The 16,941-nt window shown below is 72.5% G+C and carries 14 protein-coding genes; 4 read left to right on the forward strand and 10 right to left on the reverse strand.

What is annotated here, in order from left to right; genetic code table 11:
- The 6 genes from NBZ85_RS13350 to NBZ85_RS13375 form a co-directional block, all read right to left on the reverse strand.
- Positions 1 to 738, reverse strand: a 738-nt coding sequence (locus tag NBZ85_RS13350; protein ID WP_261562011.1) for a YceI family protein, incomplete at its 3' end; no start/stop codon positions are given.
- Positions 739 to 842: 104 nt separating this feature from the next.
- Positions 843 to 2,006 (reverse strand): family 43 glycosylhydrolase, encoded by a 1,164-nt coding sequence (locus NBZ85_RS13355; RefSeq protein WP_261562012.1) that lies wholly within the window; start codon positions 2,004 to 2,006, stop codon positions 843 to 845.
- Positions 2,007 to 2,072: 66 nt separating this feature from the next.
- Complete coding sequence (locus NBZ85_RS13360; protein WP_261562013.1) at positions 2,073 to 3,686, reverse strand: SulP family inorganic anion transporter; 1,614 nt, start codon at positions 3,684 to 3,686, stop codon at positions 2,073 to 2,075.
- Between the two features lie 319 nt (positions 3,687 to 4,005).
- Entirely contained in the window at positions 4,006 to 4,938 is a 933-nt protein-coding gene (locus NBZ85_RS13365; protein WP_261562014.1) for a DUF305 domain-containing protein, read from the reverse strand.
- Positions 4,939 to 4,999: 61 nt separating this feature from the next.
- Entirely contained in the window at positions 5,000 to 6,508 is a 1,509-nt protein-coding gene (locus NBZ85_RS13370; RefSeq protein WP_261562015.1) for an FHA domain-containing protein, read from the reverse strand.
- A gap of 230 nt (positions 6,509 to 6,738) precedes the next feature.
- The gene (locus NBZ85_RS13375) at positions 6,739 to 8,523 is read right to left on the reverse strand and encodes a glycoside hydrolase family 15 protein (protein WP_261556013.1); all 1,785 of its coding nucleotides are present in this window, start codon (positions 8,521 to 8,523) and stop codon (positions 6,739 to 6,741) included.
- 326 nt (positions 8,524 to 8,849) lie between these two features.
- Between NBZ85_RS13375 and NBZ85_RS13380 the strand changes: the two genes are divergently transcribed.
- Positions 8,850 to 9,503, forward strand: a complete 654-nt coding sequence (locus tag NBZ85_RS13380; protein ID WP_261556011.1) for a hypothetical protein — start codon at positions 8,850 to 8,852, stop codon at positions 9,501 to 9,503.
- A gap of 110 nt (positions 9,504 to 9,613) precedes the next feature.
- Here NBZ85_RS13380 and NBZ85_RS13385 read toward each other — a convergent pair whose 3' ends face one another.
- The gene (locus NBZ85_RS13385; protein ID WP_009741926.1) at positions 9,614 to 9,814 is read right to left on the reverse strand and encodes a hypothetical protein; all 201 of its coding nucleotides are present in this window, start codon (positions 9,812 to 9,814) and stop codon (positions 9,614 to 9,616) included.
- Between the two features lie 385 nt (positions 9,815 to 10,199).
- Positions 10,200 to 11,948: a dolichyl-phosphate-mannose--protein mannosyltransferase gene (locus NBZ85_RS13390; RefSeq protein ID WP_261556007.1), complete on the reverse strand. Its 1,749-nt coding sequence runs from the start codon at positions 11,946 to 11,948 to the stop codon at positions 10,200 to 10,202.
- A gap of 40 nt (positions 11,949 to 11,988) precedes the next feature.
- Here NBZ85_RS13390 and rsmI point away from each other — a divergent pair, with 40 nt between their 5' ends.
- A complete protein-coding gene (rsmI, locus tag NBZ85_RS13395; protein ID WP_261555999.1) occupies positions 11,989 to 13,026 on the forward strand; it encodes a 16S rRNA (cytidine(1402)-2'-O)-methyltransferase in 1,038 nt (345 codons plus the stop codon).
- Positions 13,027 to 13,087: 61 nt separating this feature from the next.
- Here the strand turns inward: rsmI and NBZ85_RS13400 are convergent, their stop codons facing one another.
- Positions 13,088 to 13,642, reverse strand: coding sequence for a YdcF family protein (locus NBZ85_RS13400; RefSeq protein WP_261555997.1), 555 nt, complete (start codon positions 13,640 to 13,642; stop codon positions 13,088 to 13,090).
- 233 nt (positions 13,643 to 13,875) lie between these two features.
- Positions 13,876 to 14,994 (reverse strand): ABC transporter substrate-binding protein, encoded by a 1,119-nt coding sequence (locus NBZ85_RS13405; RefSeq protein WP_261555996.1) that lies wholly within the window; start codon positions 14,992 to 14,994, stop codon positions 13,876 to 13,878.
- A 114-nt stretch (positions 14,995 to 15,108) separates the two neighbouring features.
- Here NBZ85_RS13405 and NBZ85_RS13410 point away from each other — a divergent pair, with 114 nt between their 5' ends.
- On the forward strand, positions 15,109 to 15,933 hold the full coding sequence (locus tag NBZ85_RS13410) for a TatD family hydrolase (RefSeq protein ID WP_261555994.1): 825 nt from the start codon (positions 15,109 to 15,111) through the stop codon (positions 15,931 to 15,933).
- Between the two features lie 56 nt (positions 15,934 to 15,989).
- The gene (gene rsmA / locus NBZ85_RS13415) at positions 15,990 to 16,826 is read left to right on the forward strand and encodes a 16S rRNA (adenine(1518)-N(6)/adenine(1519)-N(6))-dimethyltransferase RsmA (protein WP_261556014.1); all 837 of its coding nucleotides are present in this window, start codon (positions 15,990 to 15,992) and stop codon (positions 16,824 to 16,826) included.
- The last annotated feature ends 115 nt before the right edge of the window (positions 16,827 to 16,941 follow it).

Here is a 16,941-nt window from a genome sequence, read left to right on the forward strand (position 1 = left end):
GGTCGAGGAGGAGCGGCTGAAGATCAGGGAGACTTCCATGATGCCGTGGTCCTCGGTGGAGATGCCGGGGAAGCTCGGGTTGGGGATGCCGTAGTCGGCGAAGACGACGGGGAGTTGGCCGACCGTGCGGATCGAGGTGCCGTCCCAGCGTGACTGCAGTGTCATGGTGACCCGGTTCGTCTGGCCCCGCAGGGTCAGATCGCCCTTCGCCGACACGGTCCGGGTGGTCTTCGAGTCGGTGGGGACGGTGCCGATGTCGACGGGCTCGGCGAGGGTGAACGTCGCGGTCGGATAGGTGTCGGTGTCCATGATCCGGCCGCGGAACTGGTTGTCCCGGCGGCTTTCGTCGCTGGTCACCGAGGCCATCTCCGCGCTGAAGGACGCCTTCGTGGCCACTGAGCCGGCGATGGTGAGCGAGCCGGTGACGTCCTTCGTCCGCCCGGCCGCGGTCGTGTCCTGACCGAAGAGCACCTCCTTGACCCGGTAGCCGACCTCCGAGCCCCCGGCGATCGCCCAGGAACCGCTCAGCGAGCCGGCCGGTGCCACCGACGCGTTCTCGCCCGGCTGCGCCAGGGAGAACTCCTCCGGGGCGTCCTTCTTGATGAAATTGATGTAGACGGCCGTGCCGCCCACCACGAGGATCGCCAGCACGACGACGGCGCCGAGCAGGACGAAGAGCAGGCGGGGGCGCCGGCGCCGGCGCCGGGGCTGCGGTGCCGGTGCCTCGGGTTCGGTCATCGGAAGATCGTCCCTCTCGCCGTCGGCCTCGGCGCCGGGTGCCGCTGAGGTTCGTCCCTGTTGGTTGTCCGAACAACGATGTCGTGAGAGGGCCATTGTGCCTCTCACCCGCCGGCGGCCGTCCCGGGGCCGGTGTGACCGCCGCCGTCGGTGGCGTTCTGCTCGCGGCCGTGGTCGCCGTGGTCGCGGGTCTCGTGGTCGCGGGTCTCGTGGTCGCGGGGGTGGGAGTCGTGCTGCTCGGGCGGGCGGACCCGGCCCTGCGTGACCGAGTTGACCTGCACCGACAGCCCGTCATCGCGCACGTGCAGGGGGACGACGACGAACCGTCCGGTCGGCAGATAGGCGCCCGCCGGCGGCGAGTCCCAACTGTGCAGGCCCAGCCACCAGCGGTGGCGGGAGTCGGTGAAGGCATGGGCGCCGCCGGGGCCGAAACCGACCTTCCCACCGGTCAGCATCGGCCTCGGTGCCGGCTTGCAGGGGCCGAGCGGGCCGGTGCAGGAGGCGCCGGCCACCACCTGGCGACCATTGAGCTCCGGCGCGGCGGAGTACACCAGGTGGTAGCGCCCATCCTCGACGATCATCGAGGGGCTCGCGACCCGCTTCTGCTGCCAGGGCACGCTCGGGCGCAGCAGCACGGCCGGCTCGCCGGTGAGCACCAGCCCGTCCGAGCGCAGCCGCTGGGCCCACAGTGTCGGGCCCGCGCCGCCGGGTCGCCCCGGGCTGCTCCAGGTGAGGTAGGCATGCCCGGCGTCGTCGACGAAGGGGCTCGGGTCGGTGCTGCCGCCGTCCGCGGTCTGGCAGACGAACGGGGCCAGCGACGTGTCCACGAACGGCTCGTCCACGTCGTCCGAGGTCGCCGCCGAGATGCAGCGGATGCCGAGTCCGCGCACGGTTGTCGTGTAGTAGAGGACGTACGAGCCGTCGAACGCGCCGATCGCCGCCGGCCCCAGCCCGCCGCCCGGGTCGGCCCAACCAGGCGGCGTCGTCAGGGCGTCGGGCTCGGTGGTCCAGCTCCGGCGATCCCGGCTGGACAGCAGGCTGATCGTGTCGGGGGAACGCGGGTCCACGCCGACGGCGTAGGCCGTCCGGTTGCGGGTCAGCAGGGTCGGGGCAGGGAAGTCGACGCCGGGGACGAGCACGGCCCGGGTTGAGGCGCCCGAGCTCGCCTTGGACAGATACAGCCCGACCAGCACGATGACGATGACGACCACGGCCGGCTGGCGTCGGGCGACGTCGACCAGACCACCGGTGAGACCCTTCTCGCCCATGCCGCCACCATTCTCATAGTGAGTATCTGATGGCGGAGTGTATTCACGGTGGGGTGAAGTTGGGCGTCAATCGACTCTGCGGACACTCCCTGTCGCCTCGGGTGTCGCTTCGGGTGTCGGCTCGGGCGTCGGTTCGAGTGCCGGTTCGAGTGCCGGTTCGGCGGACAACCCTCGCAGCAGGGTGGCGCTGCGTGGGTTCAGCCCGACGAGGGTCACCTCGGTGCCGCGCTCGCGGTACTTCGCGCGGACGTCATCAAGGGTGGCGACCGCGGCGGAGTCGAGGACGTCGGCCTGGGCCAGGTCGACGACCACTCGGGCTGGGTCACGGGCGTAGTCGAAGGCGTCGGCCAGGCCGCCCGTCGAGGCGAAGAACAGCGAGCCCTGGACCGCGTAGATCCGTTCGCGGCCCTCCGGGTCGAGCACGCTGGTCACCAGGGTCCGGTGGGCGACCCGGCGGGTGAACAGCAGGGCGGCCAGGACGGTGCCGACCAGCACGCCGTATGCCAGGTTGTGGGTGGGAACCACGACGGCGACCGTCGCGACCATGACCGCGGTCTCGCCGCGGGGCATCCGACGCAGCGTCGAGGGTGCGATGCTGCGCCATTCGAAGGTCATCACCGAGACCAGGATCATCACCGCGACCAGCGCGGACATCGGGATGTGCCGGACCAGGTCGCGCAGCGGGACGACGAGCATCAGCAGGAAGCCGCCGGCGGCGAAGGTCGACAGCCGGCCGCGACCGCCGGAGTTGACGTTGACGATGGTCTGGCCGATCATCGCGCAGCCACCCATCCCGCCGAAGAAGCCGTTGACGACGTTGGCGATGCCCAGGCCCCAGGACTCGCGGTTCGGATCGTGGGTGGAGTCGGTCATCCGGTCGACGATCTGGGCGGTCAGTAGCGTCTCCAGCAGTCCCACGGCGGTCAGCGCGACCACGTACGGGGCGATGATCCGCAGGGTTTCCCAGCTCAGCGGGACGTCGGGGATGCCGGGCACCGGCAGCGAGCTGGGCAGCCGACCCTCGTCCCCGACCGTCGGCACCGACACGTGGAAACAGACCGTGACCAGCGTCAGGATCGCCACCGCCACCAGTGGCGCCGGGATCGCCTTCGTGATCCGGGGGACCGTCAGCAGGATCGCCAAGCCCCCCGCAACCAGGACGTAGACCTTCCACGACTTGCCGATGACGTGCGGCATCTGGGCGGTGAAGATGAGGATGGCCAGCGCGTTGACGAAGCCGATCATCACGGTCCGCGGCACGAAACGCATCAGCCGTGCCACCCCGAGCACGCCCAGCACACCCATCAGTAGACCGACCCCGATGGTGGTCGCGAGCAGGTAGTTCAGGCCGCGCTCGCGGACCAGCGGCGCGGCCACGAGGGCCATCGAACCGGCGGCGGCGGAGATCATCGCCGGCCGGCCGCCGGTGAACGCGATGATCACCGAGATGGTGAACGACGCGAACAGGCCGACCTTCGGGTCGACCCCGGCCACCACCGAGAACGAGATCGTCTCCGGGATCAGCGCGAGCGCGGTCACCAGACCCGCGAGCAGCTCCACCCGGACGTGGCGCGCGCCCGGCCAGCGCCGGGCCAGCGCGGGCAGGCGTAGCCCCCCGACGACCGCACGACGGCCCTCGGCCACCACGCCGGCGATCTCACGGGCGGAAACACCTGTCATGGCACCGGAACCTCGACGATCGACGGTGGTTTCGGCGCAGCGCCGAAACCACCGGGGTGGGACCGGACCCTACTCGCCCGCCGCCTCTCGCCACCACGCTGTGCATCGACGGGACGGCGACGCCTCCGACGGGGACGGCGCCCCCGTCGGGAGACGCGACTGCTCCCCGGGGAACGAAGTACGGCGGCATCATCGCCCTGGGAACGACTGCGGGGCGGTGTTCCCCACGCCTCAGGTGGATGACCGGCGGTACGGTCCGGTTAGTCGGGTCTGACGATACAAAGTCAGCTTCGATGACGCAGCGGGAGGGTTCGGCCGGTCATGCCCGGGGTGCCCCGAGCCGGGTCAGAGTCTGCTGCATCTGGTCGATCTCGATCGACTGGTTGAGCACCATCGCCCGGGCCAGGCTGCGCGTGCGGTCGGAATCGGCGTGCTGCGTCGCGTACTGCGCCATCGCCAGCCCGCCACGGTGGTGGTGCACCATCAGGGTGAGGAACAGGACGTCGAGGTCACGGCCGTGGATCGTCGCGAGCCGCCGTAGCTCGTTCGGGGTCGCCATGCCCGGCATCCGAGCGGTGTCGTCGGCCGAGGCGGCCTCGCCGGTCGACCCGTTCATGCCCGGCATGTCGCCCATGGTGGTCGCGCCGGTGTCGCCGTGCGCGTCATGCCCGGCGCCCATGCCCGTGCCCGTGCCGCCCATCCAGCGCATCGGTGCGCCGCTGGCGCTCTGGGTCCGTCCCCAGCCGGACAGCCACGCCGACATGATGCCGATCTCCCGCTGCTGGGTCAGCGCGATGTCCTGCGCGACGCTGCGGGTCGACGCGTCGCCGCCGCGGTCGAACTCGATCATTGCCATCTGCACGGCCTGCGCGTGGTGCTCGGACATGTCGCGGGCGAAGCCGACGTCGACGGAGCCTTCCCCCGGCGGGCGGTCGAGCAGGTCGCCCAACGCCGAGCCGGCGGCCAGCAGCCCGGCAACCAGCACCACGACGACCGGGGTCCACCACAGGGAGGCCCGGCCCCGCCGACGCCGCAGGGGCACGCCGGCTTCGGCGGCTTCGGCGTCCGGGGCAGGGCCGGCCTCGGCGTCCGGGGCAGGGCCGGTTTCGGCGGCGCTCGGCCGGGCTCGGGCGAGACCGGGTTCGCCTCGGGTGGGCCGGTCGTCCTGCCCACGCGGCTCGGCTGACACGTCTGCGGGCGCGGTGGGGGCGGCGGGGAGGCTGCCCTCGGCGCGCAGCTCTGAATCGCTCATCGTCCGTCAAGTCTGACGTAGGTGCCGACGTTTCGCGCGCCACCCCCCGCGGGGCGGTGGGTCAGACGTGTAGGTGGGAGTTGAAGACGAAGGTCCGCTTGCCGACCTGGACCCGGGTTCCCGGCACCAGCGGGGCGGGCTGGTGCGGGCTGAGCGGGGTCCACACGGTCGCCTCGGGCGGCGCGATGTAGGTGCCGTTGGCCGAGCCCTGGTCGGTGATCACGGCGTCCCAGCCGGTCAGGGTGATCACGGCGTGTACCCGGGAGACGGCGCTTTCGCCGTCCTCGACCGGCAGTGCCCGCGCCTTACCGGCCCGGACGGCGTCGTCCCGGTCGGGCTGGCGGCCGATGACCAGGTCCATGTCGACGTTCATCGTCAGCCCGTCGTCGAACACGAGCACCCCGACCGTCGGCCGTGGACCCCACACGGTGCGGCCGCCCTGCTGGGCCAGTGACAGGCCGCACTCGGCGCAGTAGGGCGCCTGTGGGTGGTTGAAGTGCCCGTTCGCGCACAGGACCCCTTCGACCTGGGGCTCGGAGTTGCCGGACAGCATCGTCGGAGCGTCGTCCTCGTCGATGAGGTCGGAGACGGTGAAGGTCTGCCCGGGAAGCCGGGTCATGGCGTCGTGCTCGTCGTCGGTGAGGTCGTCGTCGCCGAGGCCGTCGGACAGGGGCTCGACGTGCCCGCCGAGCTGGCCGATGTGGCCGTTGGACGAGGAGTCGACCGAGGCGCGGCCGGGTGCCTCGCGGCCGAATGCCTCGCGGCCGACGAGATCGGTCGGCGGGTCCTCGTCGAGCTCGTCGAGTTCGTCGAGGTCGGCGGCCTGGGTGGGTTCCGCCGCCGCCCGGCGACGGTGCGCCTCCTCCTCCTCGCTGAGCAGCGGGGCCAGCGCCGGCGGGGTGGTCGACATCGGGTCGGGGGCACGCGCGCCCGGGGTGGGGATCGCCGCGGCGCCGGTCATCGGGTCGCGCAGCGGATCGAAGGCGGCGAGCAGCTGCTCGGCCGACGCCTTGGGGACGGGCAGCGCGGGCGCGTCGCTGAGCAGCAGGCTCACCCCGATCCCGGGCACCGCGCCGATCCGCAGGTCGAGGGGAAAACCGAGGTCGCCGAGGCCGCCGGGGAAGCCGGTCGGGTCGACGATGCCGGTCGGCCCGACGTCGATCCGGGTGATCTCGGTCGGCAGCAGGCGGTCGACCCAGGTAGCCGCGTCCACGCCGGACAGCATCATCCCGGACGTGCCGGACGCCACGACGTCCATCGCCCCGTGGACGAGCGCCGCGACACGGTCGTTGACGGTGGTCAGCAGGCTGAAGTCGGGCACCCGGTCCGGGTCGGCTTCGTAGAGGACCCCGGCGACCCGGCGCGCGAGCCGGCGACCCATGGTCGACGCGGTCGTGCCCACCTCCGCGGCCACCTCGGCGCACAGCCCGAGCAGCCTGCTGGTGATCTCGGCGGTCTCGGGCCGGTCGGCACAGGCGACGATGAGCGCGCCGGGCAGCCGGACGACCACCCCGGTCCGATCCGGGTGCCCGGACTCCACGACCACCCGGAAATGGTCCAGTCCCGCCATGACCTCGCCCCTCGTCCCCACACCCCGCGCCGGTCTGCGCCGCCGACGGCCTTGTGGCACATCCTCGCCGCTCGGTGCGGCCCGTCCGGTACGAGTCCTATCCTGCCGTGCTCGCGGGCCGGCCGGTACCGGCTTACCGTCACCGCAACAGGCGATGTCCGGGTCCCGACAGGCGATTGCGCGTCGCGGGCACGCCATCCGCCTGCCGGGTGGTGCGCGCGCAGCGGCGGCTAACCGAGGGCGCGGTCCAGGTTGATCGCCGCGCTGATCAGCGCGAGATGGGTGAAGGCCTGCGGGAAGTTGCCGAGCGCCTCGCCGGAGGAGCCGATCTCCTCGGCGTAGAGACCCACGTGGTTGGCGTAGGTGAGCATCTTCTCGAAGACCATGCGGGCCTCGTTGAGCCGGCCGGCCCGGGTCAGCGCCTCCACGTACCAGAACGAGCACAGGTTGAACGTGCCCTCGTCACCGGTCAGCCCGTCGCTGCCGTCGGCGGCGTAGCGACGCACCAGGCTGTCGCTGACGAGGTCCTCGCCGACCCGGTCGAGTGTCGACAGGAACCGCGGATCGGTGGGCCCGGAGAACTTCACCAGCGGCATACACAGCAGGGACGCGTCCAGCCGCGGTGAGCCCGGGAACTCCATGTAGGCGCCGCGGGTCGGGTTCCACGACTCGTTCTGGACGAACCGGTACGCCTGGCCGGCGTACTCCTTCCAGTCATTGGTGGGACCGGGCAGGCCGCGCTGGCGCGAGATGCGGCAGGCCCGCTCGAACGCCACCCAGGTCATCAGCGCCGAGTAGGTGAAGCGCTGGCGCCCGCCGCGGGTCTCCCAGATGCCCTCGTCCGGTTCCTCCCAGTGCTTGGCCAGCCAGTCGAGCTGGCGACCGAGGGCCTCCCAGAGCTGGAAGGAGATCGGAACCTTTTTGTTGTAGAGGTAGACCGAGTCCATCAGCTCGCCGTAGATGTCGAGCTGGAGCTGCTCGGCGGCGGCGTTGCCGATGCGCACCGGCTTCGAGCCGCGGTAGCCGGCGAGATGGTCCAGGACGATCTCGTCCAGGTGGGCGTTGCCGTCGACGCTGTACAGCACGTACAGCCCGGAGTCCTTCGGCGCCTCGTGGCAGCGCTGCTCCAGCCAGTCCATGAACGCGGCGGCCTCGTCGGTGAAGCCCAGTGCCATCAACGCGTAGGTGGTGAACGCCGCGTCCCGGATCCAGGTGTAGCGGTAGTCCCAGTTGCGCACGCCGCCGAGTTCCTCCGGCAGCGAGGTGGTCGGCGCCGCCACCAGGGCACCGGTGGGCCGGTAGACCAGCAGCTTGAGAACCAGTGCGCTGCGCAGGACCATCTCCCGCCAGCGGCCGTGGTAACGGCTTTGCCGCAGCCACGACTGCCAGTAGTTCAGCGTCCGGGTGAACAGCGTGTCCGCCTCACCGGTGATCAGCGGACGGATCGTCGAGTTCCATTCGAGCACGATGTCGGCGGTCTCGCCGGTCACCAGGTCGAACTCGGCGTACACGGCGGTGCCGTCGACCCGCAGCGGCAACGCCGTGCGCAGCACGAGGGTGCCCCGCGTCGATTCGAACACCGCCCCCGACCCGGGGACCAGTGTCACCGTGTGCGTGGCGCGCCCGTAGTCGAACCGCGGGTCGCAGCGCAGCCGGAACGTCGCCGTCCCGCGCACGGCTCGGGCCTGGCGGACGACGACATGCGGGGTCTCCGCGACGTCGCTGTCCACCGGGACCATGAAATCGACGACCTCGCCGACCGCCCGCGGGGTGAGGAACCTGGTCATCAGGACGTTCGAGTCCGGCAGGTAGAGCTGCTTGGCCGGCGAGTCCGGGCAGTGGATGCGAAACGACCCGCCGCGGTCGGCGTCGAGCAGGCTCGCGAAGACCGACGGCGCATCGAAGCGTTGCGGGCAATACCAGTCGATCGTGCCATCCGTGGCGACGAGAGCCACGGTCCGCAGGTCGCCGATGACCGCGTGCTCCTCGATGGGCGGATAGTCGGTGTCGGGCATTCGTAGGCTCCGCGGGGCGTGATTGGCCGAGTTTCCGACCAGGGGTTATGCGGGGGACAGGCCAGGGCGGACGCCACCGCGCGATCACGACCCGCCGCCGAGCCGCTCACGTCCTGGCGGCCGCCGCCGGTCGCCACCCGATCGATGGCAACCAGGCGAAGGTAACCCGCCGGGGCGGCCCGCGCCCATGCCTGGCGATAAGCCAGAAAAAGGGCCCGGCCCGCCATGTGAATTCACGATGTCGGTGATGCGTCGGCGCCGGGTCCGGGTCGCGTCGGCGGAGGTCACCGGGCCGGTGGAACCCCCGTCGTCCCCGGCGGTCCGTGGTGGCCGCCGTCGGCGGCGATGTCACCGTTCGCACCCCGGTGGGGGGTCTCGCCGATCGGGCCTTCCAGGCCGCCACCTACGATCACGCCATGGCCGCCCACCCTCCGACCGCCGAGGACGGTCGTGCCGCGCTGGTGATGTTCGCTCGGGGTGACCGGGTTTTCCCGGTCGACGATCTCGGCGGCGGGATCTGGTCGCGGCGCGGCACTGTGCTGGCCGTGCACGCGGCCGGGCGCCGCGAGCCGGCCGAGCAGCCCGGGCCGGTGCGGGTCGAGTCGACCCGCGGCATGGCGCCGGTCACCGCGCGTGCGACGGTCCTCTGGGATGACGGCAGCGCCGAGGTGCTGGCCGAGGATCAGCTCTGCCTCGTCTACGACCAGGAGGCCCCCGTCGGCGTCCAGGTCGTCACCTTGCCGATGGTCGAGCCGGTGGACGTCGTGCAGCACGGCGGGCACGTCGTGCTGGTGCTGCGCGACGGCTTGGTCTCGCCCGCGGTCGTGGAGTCGCTGCGCGACAAGCTGCGTCGGGTGCGGGCGGCGCTGACCCCCGCGGGGCCGGACCACGCCTCCGCGGCCGAGCTGCGCCGACGGGACCTCGACCTGCTGCGGGCGTTGATCGCGCAGCTCACCGGGGGCGCGCCCGAACCCCACTGACGGGTGCCGGCGGTGCTGGCGGTTTCTCGCGGGCGCCAACGGCTGGCAGGCGCGGCCGGTCGGGGTCGTCCGGCCGCCGCCGTCGGGACGTCCGGATCAGGACGTCCGGGTCAGGACGTCGAGTACGGCCCGGGGCGCACTCCGCCCGGGCCGTAGGCGTTGCCGTTCATGCCGGCCCGCGGCTGCTCGGTCATCGCCTGGCTGACCTTCGACGCGATCGCCTCGGTTAGCCGGATCGCCTGCGTGAGGGACAGGTTCAGCACAATCTCGCTGTCATCGGTCATCGCGAAGCGCACCGACACATCGGCCATGGTGGTTCCTCCCAGTCTCGGTCCGCCCGACACCCGGCTCCGGTAGGTGGAGGCCGGAGGGAGACCCGCACGGGCGCTGCCTGCCGTGCGGTCTCGGGGCATGACCGCCCCACCATCCCCGATCGGGATCTCACGCCGTACGAGACCCCCCCTGTCATCTTCACCGATGAGGCTGCTAGCGGTGCGCTTCTCCGACTCCGAGTGATCAGTCAACTTCAATGGCTCCCGTTCATGCGCGCCGACCCGGACGGGAATGTCTATTTGTGATGATGTCATCGCTTTGAGTATTCCCTGGGGGAATCGCGGTGAATCTAGTGAGAGAGATCACATCAGGCCCACGGGTACCCGGCCGGCGCGCCGGGCGGGGTTCCCCGGCTCAGATCCATCAGATCCAGCCGGGGAACCACATCCTCGCCCGCCAGGAGGAGTAAGGGATCACCTGCGCGGCGAGGATCGGATAGAAGTACGCGAACAGCAGGACGACGACGATCGTGTAAACCCCGACCGTCAACGCGCCGGTCAGCCTGCGGGCGTCGGAGGCGCCCCGCGGGCCGAGCGCGAGCCCCGCGAGGGCCGTGATCCCGAGGACGAGGAACGGCAGGCACGGCAGCGCGTAGAAGAAGAACATCGTGCGTTTCGGGAACAGCAGCCACGGCAGGAACGCCGAGCCGAAACCGACCAGCACCAGGGCAGCCCGCCAGTCCCGCCGGGCCACCCACCAGGCGAGCATCCCCAGCAATCCGGCGGTGCCCACCCACCACACCGCCGGATTGCCCAGCGCCAGCACCTCCCGGGAGCAGCCGGCCGGGTCGTGGCAGCCAGGCGTCCCGTAGGCGGGCGACGAGTAGAAGTACGCCACCGGCCGGGCCATCACCAGCCAGCTCATCGGGTGCGAGGCGAAGTCATGCCCCTGGTCGAGGCCCTCGTGGAACTGCAGCACCGCCATCTGGTACTTCCACCAGCCGTGCACCGCCGCGCCGAACCCGTTGCCGTAGAAGTGCCGGTAGTAGCCGCCGTCGGTGACGAACCAGCCCGTCCAGGTGGCCAGGAACGTCGCGATCGGGACGACGACGAACGTGGCGGCCCAGGCGGGCAGGTCCCGTCGCAGTGCCCCCAGCACGGGCCGCCACGCGCCGCCGGCGCGCCGTGCCCCGATGTCCCAGGCGATCGCGAGCGCCGCAAAGCCGATGATCGTGTAGAGCGCGCTCCACTTCACGCCCATCGACAGGCCGAGCACCACCCCGCAGGCCAGCCGCCACCAGCGGAACCCCAGCCGTGGCCCGTAGAGCTCGCGCAGCCGATCCTGGCGCTCCGTCGCCGTCGCCGTCGCCGCCGTCGCTTCCACCGCCGCGATCGCGCTCGCACCGTGCGTGCCGTCCACATCCGCCTGCGCGCCGTTCGCGCCCGGGGAGCCGCCGGCCGGCGGAGGCGCCGGACCAGGCCGCGGGGTCGCGGCGGCGGCCAGGCGGTCGGCGAGCCGGGCGCGCCCGTCGTCGCGGTCGAGCAGCAGGCACGCCAACGCCACGACGACGCCGGTCATCAGGAAGATGTCGAGGATCCCGATCCGGCTCTGCACGAACTCCAGGCCGTCCATGGCGAGCAGCAGGCCCGCGAAGCAACCCAGCAGGGTCGAGCGGAACATCCGCCGGGCGGCGCGGGCGAGGACGAACACGGCCAGCGTGCCGAACAGCGCCGAGGAGAACCGCCAGCCGAGTTCCGGGTCGCCGTGCGGGACTCCCGAACAGTTCGTGTATCCGAACAGGCCCTCGGAGGCGGCCATCAGCCACTTGCCGAACGGCGGATGGACGACGTACGCCGGCCCGGAACAGGACTTCGAGTCGATCTCGTAGCCGGCGGTGAGCAGGCCCCAGGCGTCCTTGGTGTAATAGACCTCGTCGAAGTACACCCCGCGCGGCTGGGTGATGTTCCAGAAGCGCAGCAGCCCGGCCAGAACCGCGACTGACAGGGTCGCCAGCCACCCGGCCAGCGGTGAGCCTGGCATCGGCGGGCACAGCCGCTCGCGCAGTGCCTGGGCCCGTGACCGCTGCGGGCCGAGTGGGTCCGGATCGGTCACCTGCGGCGAGTCACCCCCTCCGCTCGTGTTCCAGGGCACGTGGGCCGTCGTCGCCGTCACACCGATCAGGGTAGGTCCTGGCTCCTGACAGACTGAGGAGGTGTCCGGGACCCTGGTGCTGTGCGGCGCTCCGATCGGTGATGTCCGGGACGCGAGCCCGCGCCTCGGTGAGGTTCTTGCCACGGCGGATGTGATCGCCGCCGAGGACACCCGGCGGGTGATCCGGCTGGCGCACGCGCTGGGCGTCACCATCTCCGGGCGGATTGTGTCCTGCTACGACGCGGTGGAGGGCGCCCGCGCCGCGCTCCTGACCGACTACCTGCGCCAGGGGGCGACCGTCGCCCTGGTCACCGATGCCGGGATGCCGGCGGTGTCCGATCCCGGCTTCCGGGTCGTCGCCGCGGCCGCCGCCGCCGGCATGGCCATCACCGTCGTGCCCGGCCCGTCCGCGGTGACCGCCGCCCTGGCCGTCAGCGGCCTGCCCACCGACAGGTGGACCTTCGAGGGTTTCCTGCCGCGCAAGGGTGCCGACCGGCGTTCCCTGCTGCGCGAACTCGGCGGCGAGACCCGCACCATGGTGTTCCTCGAGTCCCCGCACCGGCTCCCGGCGGGCCTGGGCGACCTGATCGCCGCCTTCGGCGCCGGCCGCGCCGCGGTGCTGTGCCGGGAACTGACCAAAACCTTCGAGGAGATCGTCCGTGGCGACCTCGCGGCCCTGCTCGCCTGGGCCACCGACGGCCGCACGATCCGCGGGGAGTTCACCCTGGTGGTCGCCGGCGGCGCCCGGCACCGTCCGGTGACCGTCGACTTCGCCCCCGCCCAGGCGGCGGCGACCGAGGCCGCGGAGCTCGCCCCGCCCGCTCCGGCCAGCTCGCCCGCCGCCGATCCGCCCGCCGCCCGCGGATCGGAGCAGGCCGAAGCCGACGGCGCCGGGGTGGGCCCCACCGACTCGGTGGACGCCCGGGTCCTCGCCGCCGACGTCGCCCGCCGCACCGCCGCCGGCATGCCGCGCAAACAGGCCCGCCGGGCGGTCGCGGCCGACTACGGCGTGTCCCGCAACGACGTCTACGCCGCCGAACTCGCCGTCCGCGCGCCCCGTGCCGCCCCGGCTACCCAGGTCGACCTCCCGCCGTTCTGATCCCGGCGCCAACTCGGTCGCGCCCTGCGTCTCATACGGTGCGTCGTGGTGCGGGTGCGGCTCAGCAGCTCCGCTGGAACAGCAGGGCCTTGCCCATCGCGGCCCACTCGTAGGTGATCATGTACGGCCACATGCGGCGGGGTGGCGGCACACCGATCATCCGAGCCTCCCCGGAGTAGCAGCGGCCAAGCCGCAGCCGGGCCCGGGTACTCTGCGTCGTCGCAGTGATCACGATGAGGGAGTGCCAACCGCGCCGGGCCGCCGCGGCAGCCACCCAGCGGGACTCGCCCTGGGTCGTCAGCGGGCTGGGCGCGAAGCAGATCACCTCCACCCCGGGAATGTCATCGGGGCAGGGGTCGTCGGCGGTCGGCGTCGAGATGGCGAGAACCGGGGCGTAACCGGCTCGGGCGAGGGCGACCGCCCGTTCGAGCCGGCCGGCACTGCCCGCGAACATAACGATCGCGTCGACCGGCGCCGGCGGGTCCCGGTGGGGGAAGACGAACAGCCGTGCGGTGGCCGCCGTGAACGCCACGGCCAGGGTGCCGACCAGGACGATGACGATCGTCCGGCGGCGCGACCCACCGGCCGGCGCATGCTCGAGCGGACCCGCCGTCACGGGCCTCCTTTCGCGGCGGCCAGACGCCGCCGTGGCCGTCGTTCCACCGCGTGACCCGAGCCAATCACGGCTCACCCGGTCCGGGTGGGCCCACCTGCCGCAACCCGCCGCCCCGGACAACACCGGGAGGCGGATGGTCCACTGTCGTCCGGATAGCCCACTTCCGTCCGGATGGCCCACTTCCGTCCGGATGGCCCACTGCCGTCCGAGGGGCCCTACGTCGTCCGAGGGGCCTAGGTGGAGGTGGAGGTCGACCGGGTGGTCGGCGGCGGCGAGGCCGGCCGGCCGGTGATCCGGCGGGGATGAGCGAACGTGGCCCGCGCCGCCTCCCGGGGCCACACGGTGCGCGACGCGCCGTCCTGCCACTGCACGATCGGGATCTGGTGGCCGACCTGTAGCCCGGTCGCCTCGTCCAGCCGGAACCGGCCGAGCAGCGTCGTCGTGTCGATGCCGCGGGCGGCGGCGAGAACCGAGGCGTCCTGCACCCCCCCGCAGAACCGGATCGCCCGGCCCAGGATCAGGCCGGTGACGTACGCCCAGGCGGCCGTCTCCGTCGGCGCGACGCCGTGCAGGGCGGTGTAGTCGGCGGTGAACTCGCGCGCGGTGGGCCCGGTGGCGGTCAGTTGGGTGCTTTCCGGCATCCAGCTTCCCGGGGCGAGCAGCTGCTCGCGCAGGTCGCCGAGACTGGCGGTGGCCTGCGCGCTGACGGCGGTGGAGAACGCCGCCGCCCGCCACGGCCGGCGCAGCAGGATGTTCGCGGCGGCCAGCTCGTCGCTGGGGCTCGCGTGCATGATGAGGACGTCGCCAGGGGGCAGCCGGGTCGCGGCGAGGGTGGCCTTCCCCGGCGCGAAGACGTGCGAGGCGACCTCGAAGGCCTGCCCCGCGGCGGCGGCCCTGGCCACCGAGGTGATCTCGATCGCGGTGTCGCCCGAGGCGAGCAGGACGACCTTGCGCGCTCGCCGGTCGACCGTCCGCACCGCCGCCAGGACTCCTCGCGGCCAGGTGGAGGTGGCCGCGGCGATGTTGACGACGTTGGGGAACGCCTGCCGGACGAACCTGGTCGACGGTGCCCCGGTGTTGAACACGACCCGGTCGGTCGCCGCGCAGGCTGCGAGGGCGGCCCGGTGGCCATAGGGCCCGAGCAGGGCGTCCGGGCGGGCAGCGACCGCGGCGCGCATCGCGGCCGCCGGGTCGGGGTAGGCGTCGTACGCGGTCAGGCTGACCTCGTCCCAGGGGGCGGGGAATCGCTCGTCGCGCGCCCACAGGGTGACGCCGCGCAGACCGGCCAGCCCCTGGGCGGCGTCCGGACCGGTCAGCGGGGTGACGAGGGCCACGGTCAACGGTGTCGTCATCGGCAGGATTCCTCGCAGTCGCTCACGAGATAAGCGTCCCATGCTTGATAGACACATTCCTCGGCGCGCCCGGCTGCGGCCGTAGACTTCACCGGACGCGGAAGGACAGGTGAGGTGGCGCGAAACTCTGACCGAACGGGTGCAGCACCGCCGCCGCCCGATCCCCTGCCGGTAGCCGTCGTCGACAGCCACTGCCATCTCGACCTCATGGACACGGCGGTGGACGCCGCGATCGCGGCCGCCGTCGCCGTCGGCGTCACCCGGGCGGTGACCGTCGGGGTGGATCTGGCGACGAGCCGGTGGCAGGCCGACGTCGCCGACGCTCATCCGGAGCTCTACGCGGCCGTGGCCATCCACCCGAACGAAGCGGCCCACGGGGTCAGCGAGGAGACGTTCGCCGCCATCGCCGAGCTTGCCCGCCGAGACAAGGTCCGGGCCGTCGGCGAGACGGGGCTGGACTACTTCCGCACCCCGCCGGAAGCGCACGCCGCCCAGCAGGAGAGCTTCCGGCGGCACATCGCGATCGCCAAGGAGACAGGCCGCGCCCTGATGATCCACGACCGGGAGGCGCATGAGGACACGCTGCGCATCCTCGCCGAGGAAGGTGCTCCCGACACGGTGGTTTTCCACGCCTTCTCCGGCGACGCCGAGATGGCGAAGGTCTGCGCCGACGCCGGCTACGTGATGTCCTTCGCTGGCAACGTGACCTTCAAGAACGCGGCGAACCTGCGCGATGCCGCCGCCGTCGCCCCGGCCGAGCTGCTGCTCGTCGAGACCGATGCGCCGTTCCTCACCCCGGTGCCCTGGCGTGGCCGGCCCGGGGGCCCCTACCTGATCCCGCTGACGCTGCGGGTGCTCGCCGAGACTCGTGGGGTGGGTGCCGCCGAGCTCGGGGCGTCGATCGCCGCCAACGCCGAGCGGGTGTTCGGGCCCTGGTAGACACCGACGCGCTGCTTGCGCCCGCCGAGCTGCGGGCGCTGGCGCACGCGCTGGACCTGCGGCCGACGAAGCGCCGTGGGCAGAACTTCCTCGTCGACGCGAACACCGTGCGCCGGCTGGTCCGCCTGGCCGAGGTCGGCCCGGACGACACGGTGCTGGAGATCGGCCCGGGTCTGGGCTCGATGACCCTGGGGCTGCTCGGCGCTGCCGGGGCCGTCGTCGCCGTCGAGGTGGATCCGCCGCTGGCCGCCGCCCTGCCGGTGACCGCCGCCGCCCGGCTGCCCGCCGAGACCGCCGCGCGGCTGCACGTGGTGCTCGCCGACGGGCTGCGGCTGACGGCGGCGGACCTGCCCGCGGGCCTGCCCGCCCCGAACGTGCTGGCCGCGAACCTGCCCTACAACATCGCCGTCCCGCTGCTGCTCGGTGTGCTCGAACGGCTGCCGTCGCTGCGCCGCGGCCTGGTGATGGTGCAGGCGGAGGTCGCCGACCGGCTGACCTCCCCGCCCGGCAGCCGGGTGTACGGCGCGCCCAGCGTGAAGCTGGCCTGGTACACGCACTCCCGGGCGGCGGGTGGCGTGCCGCGCCCGGTCTTCTGGCCGCAGCCGAACGTCGACTCCGGGCTGGTCGCCTTCACCCGCCGCACCCCGCCGGCGCCGGCGGAGCTGCGTGCCGACGTGTTCGCCGCGGTCGACGCCGCGTTCGCCCAACGCCGCAAGACGCTGCGCACGGCCCTGGCCCCCTGGGCCGGCTCGCCCGCCGCCGCGACGGCGCTGGCCGAGGCGGCCGGGGTGGATCCCGGCGCCCGCGGCGAGACGCTCGACGTCGAGGCGTACTGCCGCCTCGCCACCGCGCGCCTCGCCACCGGCGCACCCGGCGCCACCGGCGGTGAGTAGCAGCGGATCGTCGGGGGTTTCCTTGCCCTTTGGGGGGGGCTTCGTGTCCGTTTCGTCGCCCCTGAAGGGCAAGGAAGCTGGCTGGAGGCGGGCGGAGAGGAGGTCGGCGGGGGAG

It is taken from the genome of Frankia tisae (assembly GCF_025403405.1).
Taxonomy (GTDB): Bacteria; Actinomycetota; Actinomycetes; order Frankiales; family Frankiaceae; genus Frankia; species Frankia tisai.